This window comes from Devosia sp. CN2-171, assembly GCF_049354815.1.
Taxonomy (GTDB): Bacteria; Pseudomonadota; Alphaproteobacteria; order Rhizobiales; family Devosiaceae; genus Devosia_A.
In genome coordinates this window covers 112,036-128,023 of record NZ_CP186479.1, presented here as the reverse complement: position 1 = coordinate 128,023, position 15,988 = coordinate 112,036, and the positions used below count along the sequence as shown (strand labels likewise).

Below are 15,988 nucleotides of genomic sequence, written 5' to 3'. Positions count from 1 at the left end.
TCCCAATCGGAACCTCGGGACAGTAACGCACACTCAACCGGCTTCGCCAATATCGAAACCGCGCGGGATCAATGGCGCCCGCACCGCCCCGGGCTGCCCGCCGGGCATCAGCGCCTCCTCCTGCCGGTCGGCGCAATCGCGCCGCGGACAGAGCCGGCAGGCCGGACCTACCGGCACATCGGCACCGGCATCGGCGAGATCGAGCCCGGCCGCATAGACGGTGCGATCGGCATGCAGCACGTCGCAAGCGAGCATCACGGACGTATGGATCGCCCCGCGATCAGCGAAGCTCGCCACCCTGCGTGCCTGCGCCCGCGCGACGAACAGGTAGCGCGATCCATCGGCAAACTGCGCGATCTGTCGCACCATCGTCTCGGGCGTGCGAAATGCGCCGTACAGCGCCCAGAGCGGACAGGCGTGCCCGGCCCCGGGCAGCGGCAGGCCGGGCAGTGGGAAGTGCTTGGTCAAGCGCCCCGCCGGATCGGACCGCAGGAACCCGAACGGCACGCCGGTCGCGCCAGGTTTCCGCAGCGTCACCAGCCGATGCGCCACCTGCTCGAAGCTCGCCGTGTAGATCTGGCGCAGGGCCTCGATGTCGTAGCGCGTGGTCTCGGCATCGTGGAGGAAGGCCTCATAGGGAAACACGATCGCCCCCGCGAGGTACGAACCGAGCGCGCGATACCCCAGCCGCCGCGCCGTATCTGACGCGAGCTCTGGCGCCATCACCTCGCGTTCGATGGCGACCGGCGCAGCCAGTTCGGCGTAGAGCCGCGTCAGCTGAAACTGCCGCGTCGCCGCAATCGCGCTCGTCTGGAACCACATGATCCTCGTTTCGACGTTGAAGTGGTACTGCCCGGGAAACCCGAGCGCATCGAGTTCCCGCGCGCCGCTCCGGACGACGCGAACGCCGAACCGATCATCGAGCAGTTTTGCCAGCGTCGCCTCGCCGAACGGCCCGGCCCGCTCGATCTCCGCCCGCAGATCGCCCGCCACCGCCTCGAGCGCTGGGAAATAGTTGTCCCGCTCGAAGATGAGATCGTCGAGTTCCCGCATCGGCGACAGCGAACGCCGTCCCTTCGCCTCCTGCTCGAACTGGCCGATGAGGCTTCGCGCCACATCGGTCAGCCCGCGCGTCTCCCGCGTGATCGAAGCAAGGAAGCGCCGGCGCTCGGTCTCGTCGAGATCGTCCGTATCCTCGAGAATTTCGGCGCTCGAGCGCACCGCGGTAATCCCCGACAACACCCGATGCAGCAGCTCCGCCAAGAGCGGATCGGACCGCAGCCGGTTGGCGAAATCGTCGGCATTGGCCTGCGCGCCCTGATAGGCCCGATGAAGCCGCGCGATGGCGACCGCGGCCGCCGGTTGCTGGGCGACGAGATCACGGGCGTCGAGCGTCTCGAGTTCGCCGGATCGTAGAATCGGGTCCGAAAGGGCCTCGTCGAGCTCGGCGATGAGTCGGTGCTCCGCGTCGCCGGAGAGATCGCCGATATCGACCTGCAACTCATGCGCCAGCCGCAGCAGCAGCGCCCCGCCGACCTGCCGCCGGTTACGCTCGATCAGGTTCAGATAGCTGGCCGAAATCCCCGCCTGCCGCGCCAGCGCCGCCTGCGAAATGCCCAGCGCCCGCCGTCGCGAGCTGATGCGTAGACCAATCGGTGACCGCAAGTTTCCCTCCCCCGCTGTCAATGAATTTACAGCATAAGGCAGCGATGAGATCAACGATTTACAGAATTACTCAACGATATCAGTGACCTATTGCAGTCATTATCTCGCTGCCGCATCGTACCGCCCTCGCGGTGAGGTGTTCGGCAATGTACCGGTCCCCCGCGCTTGAGGAGGACGAAATGACCAATTTGAAGGGCTTCAGCCGCCGTGGTGTGCTGAAGGGCGGGCTTGCCGGCATCCTCGCGACCGGCGTTTCACCACTGATCTTTTCCAAGGGCGCCTACGCGCAGGAATTCTGCAACGCACCCACCGGTGACACCGTCACCATCGGCTTCAACATGCCGCTGACCGGCGCGTACGCCGATGAAGGTGCCGACGAGCAGAAGGCCTACGAGCTGGCCGTCGAACACCTGAACGGCGGCGGCGATGGCGGCCTCATCCCCCACTTCTCGTCCAAGACGCTGAAGGGCAACGGCATCCTCGGCAAGAAGGTGGTGGGCGTCACCGGCGACGACCAGACCAAGGCCGATGCCGCCCGCGACTCGGCCCGCCGCATGATCGAGCGCGATGGCGCGGTGATGATCACCGGTGGATCTTCATCCGCCGTGGCCATCGCCGTGCAGGGCCTCTGCCAGGAAAAGGGCGTCATCTTCATGGCTGCCCTCACCCATTCCAACGACACGACCGGCAAGGACAAGAAGAAGTACGGCTTCCGCCACTTCTTCAACGCCTACCAGTCGGGCATCGGCCTCGCGCCGGTCCTCGGCGAAGCTTATGGCAAGGAGCGCATCGCCTATCACCTGACGGCCGACTACACCTGGGGCTGGACCCAGGAAGAATCGATCAAGAACGCCACCGAGGCGCTCGGCTGGAAGACGCTGACCCCGGTGCGTACCCCGGTCGGTGCCGGCGACTTCAGCCAGTACCTGACGCCGGTGCTCAATTCCGGCGCCGACGTGCTGATCCTCAACCACTACGGCTTCGACATGGTGAACTCGCTCACCCAGGCCGTGCAGTTCGGCATGCGCGACAAGCAGGCCAACGGCAAGCAGTTCGAGATCGTCGTGCCGCTGGTCTCCGACCTGATGGCCAAGGGCGCCGGTGAAGCCATGAAGGGCATTTATGGCACCTCCAACTGGGACTGGCAGCTGCCGGACGAAGCCTCCAAGGCCTTCACGAAGTCGTTCGGCGCCAAGTTCGGCCAGCCGCCGAGCCAGGCCGCCCACACCTCCTACGTGCAGGCCCTGCTCTACGCCGATGCGGTGGAACGCGCCGGCACCTTCTATCCGCCCGAGGTGATCAAGGCGCTCGAAGGCTTTGAGTTCGACGGCATGGGCAACGGCCCGACCACCTATCGCGCCGAGGACCACCAGTGCTTCAAGGATGTCTACGTGGTGAAGGGCAAGGACGCTCCCGCCAATCCGTTCGACCTCCTCGAAGTCGTCGCCACCGCCTCCAAGGAGAGTGTGACATACGATCCCGCCATCTTCGGCGGGGAGCTCGGCCCGGATACAGCGATCGCCTGCTGATCCGTCTTAGTCGGGTCCCTTCTCCCCTTGTGGGAGAAGGTGGCTCGGCGAAGCCGAGACGGATGAGGGGTGAGCCCCACGCACCGAGTTCCGGGCTCACCGCTCATCCGCCCTTCGGGCACCTTCTCCCACAGGGGAGAAGGTGTTCACCGCACCCATAGTGCGTCGGAGAACCCCATGGACGCCATTCTCGCGCAACTCCTCAACGGCCTCGACAAGGGCGGCGCCTACGCGCTCATCGCGCTGGGGCTCACGCTCGTCTTCGGCACGCTGGGTGTCGTCAACTTCGCGCATGGCGCGCTGTTCATGCTCGGCGCCTTCTGCGCCGTCACCTTCCGCTACCTGATTACGCTGGAAACCGTGACGGTCGACCCCACCCAGACCACCGCCTGGGGCACCGCCCTCGAAGTTCGCACGCCGCTGGCCCAGACATGGTTCGGCGACTGGGGCGCCGTCCTCATCGACTGGTCCGTCCCCCTATCGCTGCTCTTGGCCATTCCGGTGATGCTGGTGATCGGCATCGTCATGGAACGCGGCCTCATCAAGCACTTCTACAAACGTCCGCACGCTGAGCAGATCCTTGTGACATTCGGTCTCGCCATCGTGCTGCAGGAGATCGTCAAAGCCATCTTCGGACCCAACCCGATCAGCCAAGCCATGCCCTCGTCGCTGCGTGGCGCTGCCGATGTCGGCGCCCTGATCGGCCTCGCCCCCGGCGCAGTGACCTACCCGGTCTGGCGGCTGGTCTATTTCCTGTTCTCGGCCGGCGTCATCGCCGCCGTCTTCGCCTTCCTGCGCTTCACTACCTTCGGCATGGTGGTCCGCGCCGGCATGGCCGACCGCGAGACGGTGGGCCTGCTCGGCATCAACATCGACCGCCGCTTCACCATCATGTTCGGCCTCGCCGCCGTCGTCGCCGGCACCGCGGGGGTGATGTACACGCCGCTGCTGCCGCCCAACTACCATCAGGGCATGGATTTCCTCGTCCTGAGCTTCGTCGTGGTCGTCGTCGGCGGCATGGGCTCGCTGCCCGGTGCCGTAGCCGCTGGGTTCCTCCTCGGCATCCTCCAAAGCTTTGCCTCGATGAACGAGATCAAATCGCTCATCCCCGGCATCGACCAGATCATCATCTACCTGACCGCGGTGGTGATCCTCCTGGTCCGCCCGCGTGGCCTCCTCGGCCGGCGCGGCGTGATGGAGAGCTGACCATGGCCCTGTTCCAGCTTTCCCGCCGCGATGCCATCATCTTCGCCCTCTTCGCGCTGGTGGTCGTCACCATGCCGGTCTGGACCGCCCCGATCGGCGCCAACTATCCCGGCCTCCTGCAGAAATTCGCGATCTACGCGATCTTCGCCATCGGCTTCAACATCCTGTTCGGCCTTACCGGCTACCTGAGTTTCGGCCACGCGGCCTTCCTCGGCGTCGGCTCCTACACCGCCGTCTGGTCGTTCAAGCTGCTGACCATGGACGTGCTGCCGGCCATAGTCTTCGCCATCATCGTCTCCGGCCTCTTCGCCCTCGCCATCGGCTACCTGAGCCTCAGGCGCTCCGGCATCTACTTCTCCATCCTCACCCTCGCCTTCGCGCAGATGAGCTACAACCTCGCCTATTCGGTACTGACCCCGATCACCAACGGCGAGACCTCGCTCCAGCTCACCTTGCAGGACCCGCGCGTCATCGACCTCGCACTCGCCCCGCGCGGCGCCGGCCTGCCGACGGCGAGCCTTTTCGGCATGCCCTTCACCGGGCTTGCCGGCTTCTACTTCTGCGCCGTCGTGCTGATCCTCGCCTTCTTCTTCGCTCAGAAGGTTTCCGCCTCGCCCTTCGGCATGATGCTGCGGGGCATCAAGTCCAACCAGACGCGGATGAGCTACACCGGCTTCCACACTCGGCCCTACGCGCTCACCGCTTTTGTCATCTCCGGCATGTATGCCGGCCTCGCCGGCGCCCTGCTTGCGGTCACCGATCCCCTCGCCGGTGCCGAGCGCATGCAGTGGACCGCCTCGGGCGAGGTGGTGCTGATGACCATCCTCGGCGGCGTCGGCACGCTGGTCGGCCCGGTGATCGGCGCTTGGCTGATCAAGTATTTCGAGAACATCTTCTCCTCGTTCAACGAGGGCATCCTCAGCCGCTTCTTCGACTTCATCCCCGCCCCGGCGCACGACGCAGTCATCGCCATCGCCAGCAAGTTCGTCGGCGAAGGCTGGCAGTTGACGCTGGGACTGCTCTTCGTCCTCGTCGTGGTCTTCCTACCCGGCGGCATCATGGAAGGCGTCCGCCGCATCGCAGCGCTGTTCAGCCGACGCAACACGCCCACCACACCCGGCGCCGTGCGCGCCCAGCCGGCGGAGTAGCCCCATGGCCATCGCGCAGCGCAACGTCGTCCTCCACGTCGACGATGTCAGCAAGAACTTCGGCGGCCTACAGGCCCTCTCCGACATCGACTTCAGCGTCGAGGAAGGCACCACCCACGCCATCATCGGTCCCAACGGCGCCGGCAAATCGACACTGCTGAACGTTATCGTCGGCCGCCTGGCGCCCACCCGTGGCGCCGTCGTGTTCGACGGCAACGTGCTCACGGGAAAGCGCCCCCACGAGATCAACCAGATGGGGGTCGCGCGCGTGTTCCAGACGCCAGAGATCTTCCCCGAACTCTCGGTGCTGCAGAACGTCATGACGCCAGCCTTCGCCAAGCGCGACGGGGCCTTCCGGATCAACATCCTCCGCTCGGTGGACAACGAGGCCGGCATTCGCGACGAGGCCGAGGCCATCCTCGAGGATGTCGGCCTCTCCGGCCGCCGCCACTCTCACGCGGGCGCTCTGAGCCGCGGGGACAAGCGGCGCATGGAGCTCGCCATGTGCCTCATACAGCACCCGCGCCTGCTGCTGCTCGACGAGCCGACCGCGGGCATGAGCCGGCACGACACTAATACCACCATCGACCTCCTCAAGAAGATCAAGGCGCGCGGCATGACCAAGGTGATCATTGAACACGACATGCATGTCGTGTTCTCCTTGGCCGACCGGATCTCCGTCCTTTCGGGCGGCAGGATCATCGCGGAGGGACTTCCCGATGAGGTACGCGGCAGCGCCAAGGTACAGGAAGCCTATCTCGGTGGCGCCCACCGCCTGGAGGCCCACTGATGAGCGCGATCAGCATGGACACTGACCTCACCGCCGTGGCCCAGCCCGCCGCCACCGCCATCCCGCGCGAAACCCCGTTCTTCGCCGTCAGGGACGTCCACGCCTATTATGGCGAGAGCTACATCGTGCAGGGCGTCTCGCTCGACGTGCAGCACGGTGAAATCCTTGCCCTGCTCGGCCGTAACGGCGCCGGCAAGACCTCGACGCTGCGCACCATCGCCCGCGTCGACAACCCCTCCCTGAAAGCCGGCGAAATCTGGCTCGACGGCAGGCCCCTCCACCAGATGAAGGCCTTTGAAGCCTCGCGCGCCGGCATCCAGCTCGTCCCCGAGGACCGCCGCATCATCGCCGGCCTGACCGTCGAAGAGAACCTCACCCTCGCCCAGGTCGCCCCCGGCCGCGGCTGGGACCTCGACCGCATCTACGGCCACTTCCCTCGCCTCGCGGAACGCCGGCGGCAGGAGGGCGTCACGCTGTCGGGCGGCGAACAGCAAATGCTGGCCATCGCCCGCGCCCTCACCCGCGACATCAAGCTGCTGCTGCTCGACGAACCCTACGAGGGCCTCGCCCCGGTGATCGTCAACGAGATCGAGAAGATCCTCAACGAGATCAAGGCACTCGGCATCACCACCATCATCGTCGAGCAGAACGCCATCGCCGCCCTGCGGCTGGCCGATCGCGCCGTTATCCTCGATACGGGCGAAGTCGCTTTTGCCGGCTCGGCGAAAGCCGTGCTCGAGAACGAGGACCTGCGTCGCGAATACCTGGCGGTCTAGCCGAGCCGGACCGGACGCAACTTTTTCGTTGCGCCGATGTCGATTGCAATTGGTCCCGCTCGTTGTGTCCATGAACGGTGCCCACATCGGGTACCGACGAGACAAGGGACACCACCATGCGCAAGCTTACAGCAGGCTTCTTCCACTCCGTCGACGGCGTCATCGAGTCGCCGAATCTCTGGCAGTTCGACGCGTTCGACGACGAATTGGGCGCATTGCTCGGCGAAATCATGCCCAGGATCGACACAGTGCTGATGGGCCGTATCGGCTGGCAGGAATGGGCCGGCTACTGGCCGACCGCCAGCGCCGACGCGGACTTCGGCGCCTTCATCAACAACATGCCGAAGTACGTAGCCTCGCGCACGCTGAAGCAGGACGACCTCGCGATCTGGCAGAACTCCACCCTCATCGAGGGCGACGTGGTCGACTTCGTCCGCGACCTCAAAAATCAGCCCGGCGGTGAGATCGCCGTGATGGCCGGCGTGTCGCTGGCGCGAAAACTGTTCTTCGCCGGGCTGCTCGAGGAACTCACCCTCATTACCCATCCGGTCGTCGCCGGCGCCGGCAAGCGCATGTTCGAACCGACCGACCCGGTCACGCGACTCGAGCTCAAGAAGAGCTACTCGACCAGCAAGGGAAACGTGATCTCGGTCTACGGCCTCAAGCCCGAATAAGCAGAAGGCCCGCGCATCGCCGGATGCGCGGGCCTTCAAAAGTCGTTGCTCGAGTAGGAGCTTAGAAGCTGAACTTCAGGCCGGCGAGCACGGTGCTCACCGGGATGCTCAGGCCGTAGTCACCCGAACCCTCGAAGTTGCTCTTGTCAAACGTGTCCTGGAACCGGTACTCGGCCACGGCCGAGATGTTGTCCGTCAGCTTGGCGCCAACGCCCGCGATGACCTGGTAGCCAAAGCTGCCGTAGTCGGCCGAGTTACCGGACCAGGCATCAGTGCCCCACACATAGCCCAGACCCACTGCACCGTAGATGCTGAATGTGTCGTTCAGCTCGACGGTGTACTTCGCGTTCGCCATCAGGCTAAGCGTCGAGTACGTTTCGTCGCCGTAGGAGTATTCGCGCGTGCTGTAGAGCACGTCGGCTTCGACGGACAGACCGTCCAGCACAACGACACCGGCCGTCGCTGCAAAGCTGTAGCCGAACTCGGTGTCGGCATCGCCGTCATCCGAGCCGTTTTCGTAGTAGTTGACCGGCAGATCCTGGACAACACCGCCCAGCAGCTGGAAATAGATGCCGCTGTTGACGAAGCTGGTGTCGGCGACAACCGGAGCTTCTTCGACGATCAGGTCGGCGGCCTGAACACCAACAGCACTAGCCAGCACAACGGCGGCGCCGAGCAAAAGAGAACGCATGTATATATTCCTGAGTGATATGCCCCGCGGCGCTGGTGCCACAGCCATCGTTAAAATACTGTAGCGGACGCGCAACAGGCAGCGAATTGCGCAGTCAAATCAACGTTTAGAAACAAATGGGCCCGGACGCCAACGGCATCCGGGCCCAGGAATATGGTGTCTGGCTGGCTTAGCCGGCGGCAGTGTAGGCCGTCTTCACCTGCGTGAAGAACTCGGCGGCGTACTTGCCCTGCTCCTTCGGGCCGTAGCTCGAGCCCTTGCGGCCACCGAACGGCACATGGAAGTCGACCCCGGCAGTCGGCACGTTCACCATCACCATGCCGGCCTCGGCGTTGCGCTTGAAGTGCGTGGCGTATTTTAGCGAGGTGGTGACGATGCCGGCCGAGAGACCGAAATCGGTGTCGTTGGCGGTGGCCAGCGCCTCCTCGTAATCCTTCACGCGGATCACCGCGGCCACCGGCCCGAAGATCTCTTCGCGCGAGATGCGCATCTGGTTGGTCGCTTCGGTGAACAGTGCCGGTTGCAGGAAGTAGCCCGGGTTGTCGCCCTTCACCAGACCACCGCCGACGGCAAGCTTGGCGCCCTCGCCCTTGCCGATCTCGATGTAATCGGTGTCCTGCTTGAGCTGGCCGGGATCGACCACGGGGCCGATCTGCGTGTCCTTGGCCAGCGCGTCGCCGACCTTGAGGTTACGAATCCGCTCGGTCAGCGCCGCGACGAACTTGTCGTGGATGCCTTCCGTCACGATCAGGCGCGACGACGCCGTGCAGCGCTGGCCGGTCGAGTAGAACGCGCTCTGCGCCGTCGTTTCGACCGCGACCGCGAGGTCGGCGTCATCAAGCACGATGGTCGGATTCTTGCCGCCCATCTCGAGCTGGAACTTGCGCATCACCTTGACGCTGGCTTCCGCCACGCGGCGCCCGGTGTTGACCGAGCCCGTGAAGGTCTGCGCCACGATATCCTTGCTATCGAGCATGGTCTGACCGACGACCGAACCCTTGCCCATTACCAGATTGAGCACGCCCTTGGGCAGCCCGTTGCGGTTGAGCATCTCGACGATGGCCCACGAGCAACCCGGCACCAGGTCGGCCGGCTTGAACACGACCGTGTTGCCGTAGGCGAGCGCCGGGGCGATCTTCCAGGCCGGGATGGCGATCGGGAAATTCCACGGCGTGATGATGCCGACAACGCCCATCGGCTCGCGCGTCATCTCGACGCCGACACCCGGACGCACCGACGGCACGCTCTCGCCCGTGAGGCGCAGCACTTCGCCGGCGAAGAACTCGAAAATCTGGCCGGCGCGGGTCACCTCGCCGATGCCCTCGGCCAGCGTCTTCCCCTCTTCGCGGCTGAGCAGCGCGCCCAGCTCGTCCTTGCGCGCGAAGATCTCATGCGCCGTCTTCGACAGCACGCCCCAGCGCTCCATGATGCCCGAGCGCGACCAGGCGGGGAACGCCGCCTTGGCCGCCGCGATGGCGTTGAGCGTGTCTTCCACCGTCGCCCGGGCATAGACGCCGACGACTTCGTTGGTGTTGGAGGGGTTGATGTTGTCCACCCCGTCGCCGCCGACCCATTCGCCGTTGATGAGGTTCTGGTGCAGTTCGGTCATCGGGTGCTTCCTTCGTTTGGTAGCGTGTATATGCACGGGGCGCGGGTCCTTCTCAAGACCGCCTCACCAAAAGTATGACTATTGTTTCGCCTACAGCAGACCGGCCTTCGCCAGGTCCCGCAGCAGGTGGCTCGCGCCATATGTCCAGGGCGCCGCTTCGGTCGACAGGCGCACCGTATTGCTCAGCGTGCCGAGCGACGGCGTCGAGATCGAGACCACGTCGCCGACCTTGTGCGTAAAGCCCTTGCCGGCGCCGCCGCGATCCTTCACCGGCGCGAACATCGTGCCGGTATAGAGCACGAAACCGTCCGGATACTGGTGATGCCGTCCGATCGACGCCGCCACCAGCGACTCTGGCGAACGGGAGATCTGGCTCAGGTTCGAGACTCCGGTAAGCTCGAACCCATCTTCGCCGCTGACGCTCAGCGCGATGTCGGCCGCTTTTACCGTCTCGATGGTGAACTTGCCGTCGAACAGCCGGATGAATGGCCCGAGCGATGCCGAGGCGTTGTTGTCCTTGGCCTTGCCAAGGAGCAGCGCCGACCGTCCTTCGACATCGCGCAGGTTCACGTCATTGCCCAGCGTCGCGCCGATGATCGTCCCCTTGGAGGTGACGACGACGACGAGTTCGGGTTCCGGATTGTTCCACTCCGATATCGGCAGGATGCCGACGTCGGCGCCATAACCGACGGAGGCCATGGGCTGGCACTTCGTGAAAATCTCGGCATCCGGACCGATGCCCACCTCGAGATACTGGCTCCAAACGCCACGCGCGATCAGGGTCTTCTTGACCTCCATCGCCGCGGGCGAGCCCGGCTCGAGCTGACTGAGATCCGTGCCCACCAGCCCCAGGATGTCCCCGCGCAGCGCGTCGGCCTTGGCCTTGTCGCCGCGCGCCTGCTCTTCGATCACCCGCTCGAGCAGCGACACGACGAAGGTCACGCCGGCCGCTTTCACCGCCTGTAGGTCGATCGGCGACAGCAGCGACGGCTCGTTGAGATTGGTCTTGCCCGACCACGAATTGGCCAGTAGCAGATGCAGGCTGCCGATCACCGGCCCCATGCTCGATTTGACGTAACCCGCGGGATCATCGAGTTCGGCGATGTCGCGCGAGGTGGGCGCTTCCTTCGACGTGATGTCGATGACATCGCCATCGCGCACCGTCACCACGCGTGGATGATCGAAACCGGGCACGCGGGCACGCCCCAGCAAGACGCCTTCGGTCGGAACGATCGGATTGGCCACGGCATCCCCCTCGGTTAGCGGCCGCTACCTAACCCGCCGCTCCAAACCCTGTCCAGCCGCGGTCGAGGTACGTGCCTCCAACTTTCGTTCGATTTCACCCCAAGGAAGATTCACTGGCGGGCGTCCAAGGTCATGAAGCGGCGTTCAAACACTGTTCAGCTACGCCGCACTAACACCCGATCGGCTGGGCATGTTCGCCCGGTCATAGGCCACACAGGAGAGACGCATGCGTCCGTTTACCGCCGCTTTCATCCCCCTCATGCTCGCGACCGCGCTCAGCGCCGCCCCGGTGCTTGCCCAGGAGACCTCGATGAACGGCACTGTCTCCATCAGCGGCATGGGCGAGGTCACCGGCGCCCCCGACACCGCCTTCATCAATTCCGGCGTGACGACCCAGGGCGCCACGGCCAAGGAGGCGCTCGACGCCAACACCAAGGCGATGAACGACCTGCTCGAAACTCTGAAGGCCGCCGGCATCGAAGCCCGCGATATCCAGACCTCCGGTTTCTCAGTCAACCCGAACTACGTCTATTCCGACGCGCGCGACGCCAATGGCTACCAGCTGCCGCCCAAGATCAACGGCTACCAGGTGTTCAACACCGTCAACGTCCGCGTCCGCGATCTGACCATTCTCGGCAGCGTGCTCGACAAGTCGGTGAGCGTCGGCGCCAACACCGTCAACGGCATCAGCTTCACCCTCGCCGATCCAAGCAAGCTCTATGACGAAGCCCGCAAGCTCGCTTTCGCAGATGCCAAGGAGAAGGCCGAACTCTATGCGGGCCTCGCCGACGCGGAGCTTGGCAGCATCCGCAACATCACCGAGGCCCAGGGCTTCGTGCAGCCGCCCCAGCCCTACATGATGAAGGCCGTCGCCGACTCCGCCGGCGCTGCCGTCCCGATCGCCACGGGCGAACTCAGCTACCAGATCAACGTCCAGGTCACCTGGGACCTCGACGACTGATTATGCGTGAGAGGGCGGACTTCGGTCCGCCCTACCCTACGAACACCTTCCACAGCATGTTCAGCCCGACGAAGGTCAGGAACGCCGCGAACGTCAGCTTCAGCGTGCGCTGCTGCAGCCGGTGCGCCAGCGCTGCGCCTAACGGCGCACAGAGCGCTGCGGCCACGCCGATCAGCACCAGCGCCGGGATGTTGATATAGCCAAGGCTCAGCGGCGGGCGTCCCTCGATGCTCCAGCCGGAGATGATGAAGCCCAGCGTGCCGGAGAACGCGATGAACACGCCGATCGCCGCACCCGTGCCCACTGCCTTGTGCATGGTCGCGCCGAAAGCATGCAGCGTCGGCACGCTCAGCGAGCCACCGCCGACGCCCATCAGCGCCGAGATATAGCCTACCACCGCCGCCGAAATCCGGTGCGTCAGCGCCGAACCGCCGAGATGCCCCATCAGACGCTCCTGGAACGGAAGCAGGATGTTGGCGGCGATGAACAGCGCCATCACCCCGAACACCACGCGCAGCACGTTGCCGCTGTAGAGCCCGGCCATCAGCCCGCCGATCAGCGTCGACGCCACGATGATCGGAGCCCAGAGCTTGAGCACTTCGCGATCCACCGCTCCCCGCTTGTCATGTGCCCGCGCGCTGGCGATGCCGGTGGGAATGATGATCGCCAGCGACGTGCCGACGGCAACATGCTGCACCACATCGCTGTCATAGCCCATCAGCGCCAGCGCCGCGGCGAGCGCTGGCACGATGATCGCACCGCCGCCGATGCCGAGTAGCCCCGCGGCGATACCCGATATGACGCCGGTGGCAGCAAGGCCGAGGACGAATGGCCAATATGTGGTGATCAGATCCAGCATGATGCCGGAGCAATGCCACGTCCGGCGGCCCGGCCCAAGCCGGAAGCGCGCCGTTTCGTCCACTATTCCCCCAGTCCTCGCACCACAATCGTCCGCGGGAACGCCGGCTCTGGCAGGCCAAACTGCGCCCGGTGTCGCACTGGTGCCACGATTGGCCGGTCCTGTCTCGCCGTCGGGAACCCGGATTCGCCTGAGGCGTTGGGCACTCGACGGGGGTATGTCACCAAACTGCAGAAGGTCTATCGGCCGTTCAGGTCCGGTTCAGCAGGACAGCGTCACTTCTCAAACAACTGACTCCAAAAAAAGGACAAAACCCATGCGCATTCGAAACTGGCTCCTCACGGGCACCAGTCTCGCCGTCCTCGCATTGGTACCAAGCGCCGCGTTTGCCCAGCAGGCCGAATACCAGGCCCTGCAGGATGCACAGGCCTCGGGCGACGCAGACGCCATTGCCAATGCCGAGCAGGCCTTTACCGAGGTCTGCATCGTGAACGGCTATTCCAGCGTCGAGGAATGCATTGCCGCGATCACCGCTGGGACCCAGCCGCCTGCCGCCGAAGAAGCTCCACCGGCTGAAGAGCCGGCCCCTGCTGCCGAAGAGCCCCCGCCGGTCGAGGAGCCGGTCCCGGCCCCGGAAGAGGCTGCGCCTCCTGCTGAGGAGCCGGCACCGGTTGAAGCGCCCGCTCCCGTGGAAGAGCCGGCCCCGGCCGAGGAACCGGCTCCCGCCGAGCAGGCCGCTCCCGTTGAAGAGCAGCCTCCGGCCGCCGAAGAGCCCACCGGACCTTCGGCCGAAGAGTTGCAGGCTCAGTTCGTCGCCGAGCTTCAGGCCGCGGTGAACGAGTACCAGGCCGCGCTGAACCTCGCTGCGACCGATTACGATGCCGCCAAGGCCCAGGCCGACGCAGCCGCTGCGAAGATTGAGCAGCTCTGCACCGCCAACGGCTATCCCGACATCAAGTCCTGCATTGGCCAGGACCTCCCGCCGCTGCCGCCCCCGCCGGCTCCCGCGGCTGAAGAGCCGGCCGCTCCGGCCGAACAGCCCGCCGCCGAGGAACGGGCTGCCCCGGCTGAGCAGCCCGCCGCTGAGCAGCCTGCGGAACAGCCGGCAGAGCAGCCCGCTGAACAGCCTGCGACCGAACAACCTGCTGCAGAGCAGCCCGCCGAAGCCGGTCCGACCGATGTGCCGGCCGACGCGGCTGCTACCAATCCGCAGCAGGCTGCGCTCGATCAGCTCGCGACCGCCGCCGAACTCTACAATGTCGGTGTCGGCCAGCTGCAGAACGGCGATCCGGCCGGCCAGTCGACCATCGACGCAGCCAACAACCAGTTCGCCCAGCTCTGTGCCGCTCTTGGCGTGAACGACGTTGCCGAGTGCCTCGCGCAGAACGGCATCACGCTCCCGCCGGTGCCGGAACTCGCAGCGCCCGCCGAACCCGCGCCGCCGCCGATCGCGGACCTGCCGGGTGCCAACGAGGACGTGACGCCAACGGCAGTTGAAGTGCTGCCCGAAAGTGTCGCGCCGGAAGCTGCCGCGTTCGTTCTCGACAGCCAGAAGGACGTCTCGACCGACGAAGCCGCCGGCCAGGCCCCGCCTGCCGAGGCACCGCCGCCGGCCGAGCCGGCTGGCCCGCCGCCGACCGACGACAAGGCCGCTCAGGCCGATATCGTAGCGATCGCCGCGCCAGAGCCTATCGCCAAAGTAACGGGCGAGCAGATCCAGGCCGACGCTCTTCCGCCGATGGAGGTGCCGCAGAACGTCACCATCATCAACAATGTGACGAACGTGACCAACGTGACCAACACCACTGTCAACAATACGACGGTGAACAACACGACCAACAACACCACCATCAACAACGGTGGCGGTGGTCAGGGTGGTGGCGGCCAGGGCGGTGGTGGTCCGAAGCCCCCTCCGGGCGGCAACAACTACACCAACTCCGGCTTCATCTTCCAGATTGGCGTCAATCTGGTGATCTCGAACCCGGGCCAGGACTTCGACCGCATCCGCGACAGCGATGAGGACGAGGTTTACTACGAGCGCCTGTCGAACGGCCGCGTGAAGGAGACCATTGAGCGTCCGAACGGCGTGCAGATCGTCACCATCCGCGATCGCTGGGGCAACGTGCTGCGCCGCTCGCGCATCATGCCTGACGGCCGCGAGTACATCCTCGCCTCCTATGATGAGGACAACTATGACGACGAGGACTACTTCAACAACTGGCGCGACCCGGGTGACGACCTCCCGCCGTTGCGCCTGACCATCCCGATCCGCGACTACGTGCTCGACGCCGACTATGCCGACGAGGACGACGTCGAGAGCTTCTTCGACGAGCCCCCGGTGGAGCGCGTCAAGCAGATCTACACGATCGAGGACGTGAAGCGTTCGGCCCGCCTGCGTGACTCGGTCCGCCGCGTCGAAGTGGGTAGCCTGACCTTCGACTCGGGTGCCGCGACCATCTCGCGCAACCAGGTCGGCGCCCTCAGCAAGGTGGCCAACGCCATGCTGAAGCTGCTCGACAAGAACCCGGGCGAGGTCTTCCTCATCGAAGGTCACACCGACGCTGTCGGCGGCGATCAGGCCAACCTGGTGCTGTCGGACGCGCGCGCCGCGACCGTCGCCCGCATCCTCACCGACTTCTATGACGTCCCGCCCGAGAACCTGGTCACCCAGGGCTATGGCGAGCGCTACCTGAAGGTGAAGACCGATGGTTCCGAGCCGCTGAACCGCCGTGTAGTGCTGAAGCGCATCACGCCGCTGGTGACCCTCGCGAACAACTAAGCTCGCGTCGCATCTACATTGAGAGGGCCGGGATCACCCCTGGCCCTCTCTCCTTT

13 protein-coding genes are annotated in these 15,988 nt (G+C 65.3%); 8 read left to right on the top strand and 5 right to left on the bottom strand.

What is annotated here, in order from left to right; genetic code table 11:
• Positions 1-33 precede the first annotated feature (33 nt).
• Positions 34-1,665 (bottom strand): helix-turn-helix domain-containing protein, encoded by a 1,632-nt coding sequence (locus ACOYW5_RS00650; RefSeq protein ID WP_423067341.1) that lies wholly within the window; start codon positions 1,663-1,665, stop codon positions 34-36.
• 179 nt (positions 1,666-1,844) lie between these two features.
• Here ACOYW5_RS00650 and ACOYW5_RS00645 point away from each other — a divergent pair, with 179 nt between their 5' ends.
• The 6 genes from ACOYW5_RS00645 (at position 1,845) to ACOYW5_RS00620 (ending at position 7,788) form a co-directional block, all read left to right on the top strand.
• A complete protein-coding gene (locus ACOYW5_RS00645; protein ID WP_423067340.1) occupies positions 1,845-3,194 on the top strand; it encodes a substrate-binding protein in 1,350 nt (449 codons plus the stop codon).
• 177 nt (positions 3,195-3,371) lie between these two features.
• On the top strand, positions 3,372-4,400 hold the full coding sequence (locus ACOYW5_RS00640; RefSeq protein ID WP_423067339.1) for a branched-chain amino acid ABC transporter permease: 1,029 nt from the start codon (positions 3,372-3,374) through the stop codon (positions 4,398-4,400).
• 2 nt (positions 4,401-4,402) lie between these two features.
• On the top strand, positions 4,403-5,548 hold the full coding sequence (locus ACOYW5_RS00635; RefSeq protein WP_423067338.1) for a branched-chain amino acid ABC transporter permease: 1,146 nt from the start codon (positions 4,403-4,405) through the stop codon (positions 5,546-5,548).
• A gap of 4 nt (positions 5,549-5,552) precedes the next feature.
• Positions 5,553-6,338, top strand: a complete 786-nt coding sequence (locus ACOYW5_RS00630; RefSeq protein ID WP_423067337.1) for an ABC transporter ATP-binding protein — start codon at positions 5,553-5,555, stop codon at positions 6,336-6,338.
• Positions 6,338-7,114 carry an ABC transporter ATP-binding protein gene (locus tag ACOYW5_RS00625; protein WP_423067336.1) on the top strand — a complete coding sequence of 259 codons (777 nt, stop codon included), beginning with the start codon at positions 6,338-6,340 and terminating at the stop codon, positions 7,112-7,114. The genes ACOYW5_RS00630 and ACOYW5_RS00625 overlap by 1 nt, the downstream gene beginning before the upstream one ends.
• A gap of 116 nt (positions 7,115-7,230) precedes the next feature.
• Entirely contained in the window at positions 7,231-7,788 is a 558-nt protein-coding gene (locus ACOYW5_RS00620; RefSeq protein ID WP_423067335.1) for a dihydrofolate reductase family protein, read from the top strand.
• Positions 7,789-7,849: 61 nt separating this feature from the next.
• On the opposite strand, the gene ACOYW5_RS00615 is transcribed toward ACOYW5_RS00620, so the two are convergent.
• From ACOYW5_RS00615 to ACOYW5_RS00605, 3 genes are all read right to left on the bottom strand, one after another.
• A complete protein-coding gene (locus tag ACOYW5_RS00615) occupies positions 7,850-8,479 on the bottom strand; it encodes an outer membrane protein (protein ID WP_423067334.1) in 630 nt (209 codons plus the stop codon).
• Positions 8,480-8,648: 169 nt separating this feature from the next.
• On the bottom strand, positions 8,649-10,088 hold the full coding sequence (locus tag ACOYW5_RS00610; RefSeq protein WP_423067333.1) for an aldehyde dehydrogenase family protein: 1,440 nt from the start codon (positions 10,086-10,088) through the stop codon (positions 8,649-8,651).
• A gap of 90 nt (positions 10,089-10,178) precedes the next feature.
• On the bottom strand, positions 10,179-11,333 hold the full coding sequence (locus ACOYW5_RS00605; RefSeq protein ID WP_423067332.1) for a fumarylacetoacetate hydrolase family protein: 1,155 nt from the start codon (positions 11,331-11,333) through the stop codon (positions 10,179-10,181).
• A gap of 226 nt (positions 11,334-11,559) precedes the next feature.
• Here ACOYW5_RS00605 and ACOYW5_RS00600 point away from each other — a divergent pair, with 226 nt between their 5' ends.
• A complete protein-coding gene (locus ACOYW5_RS00600; RefSeq protein ID WP_423067331.1) occupies positions 11,560-12,294 on the top strand; it encodes an SIMPL domain-containing protein in 735 nt (244 codons plus the stop codon).
• 31 nt (positions 12,295-12,325) lie between these two features.
• Here ACOYW5_RS00600 and ACOYW5_RS00595 read toward each other — a convergent pair whose 3' ends face one another.
• Positions 12,326-13,153: a sulfite exporter TauE/SafE family protein gene (locus tag ACOYW5_RS00595; RefSeq protein ID WP_423067330.1), complete on the bottom strand. Its 828-nt coding sequence runs from the start codon at positions 13,151-13,153 to the stop codon at positions 12,326-12,328.
• Positions 13,154-13,469: 316 nt separating this feature from the next.
• Between ACOYW5_RS00595 and ACOYW5_RS00590 the strand changes: the two genes are divergently transcribed.
• Positions 13,470-15,932, top strand: coding sequence for an OmpA family protein (locus ACOYW5_RS00590; RefSeq protein ID WP_423067329.1), 2,463 nt, complete (start codon positions 13,470-13,472; stop codon positions 15,930-15,932).
• Positions 15,933-15,988: the final 56 nt, after the last annotated feature.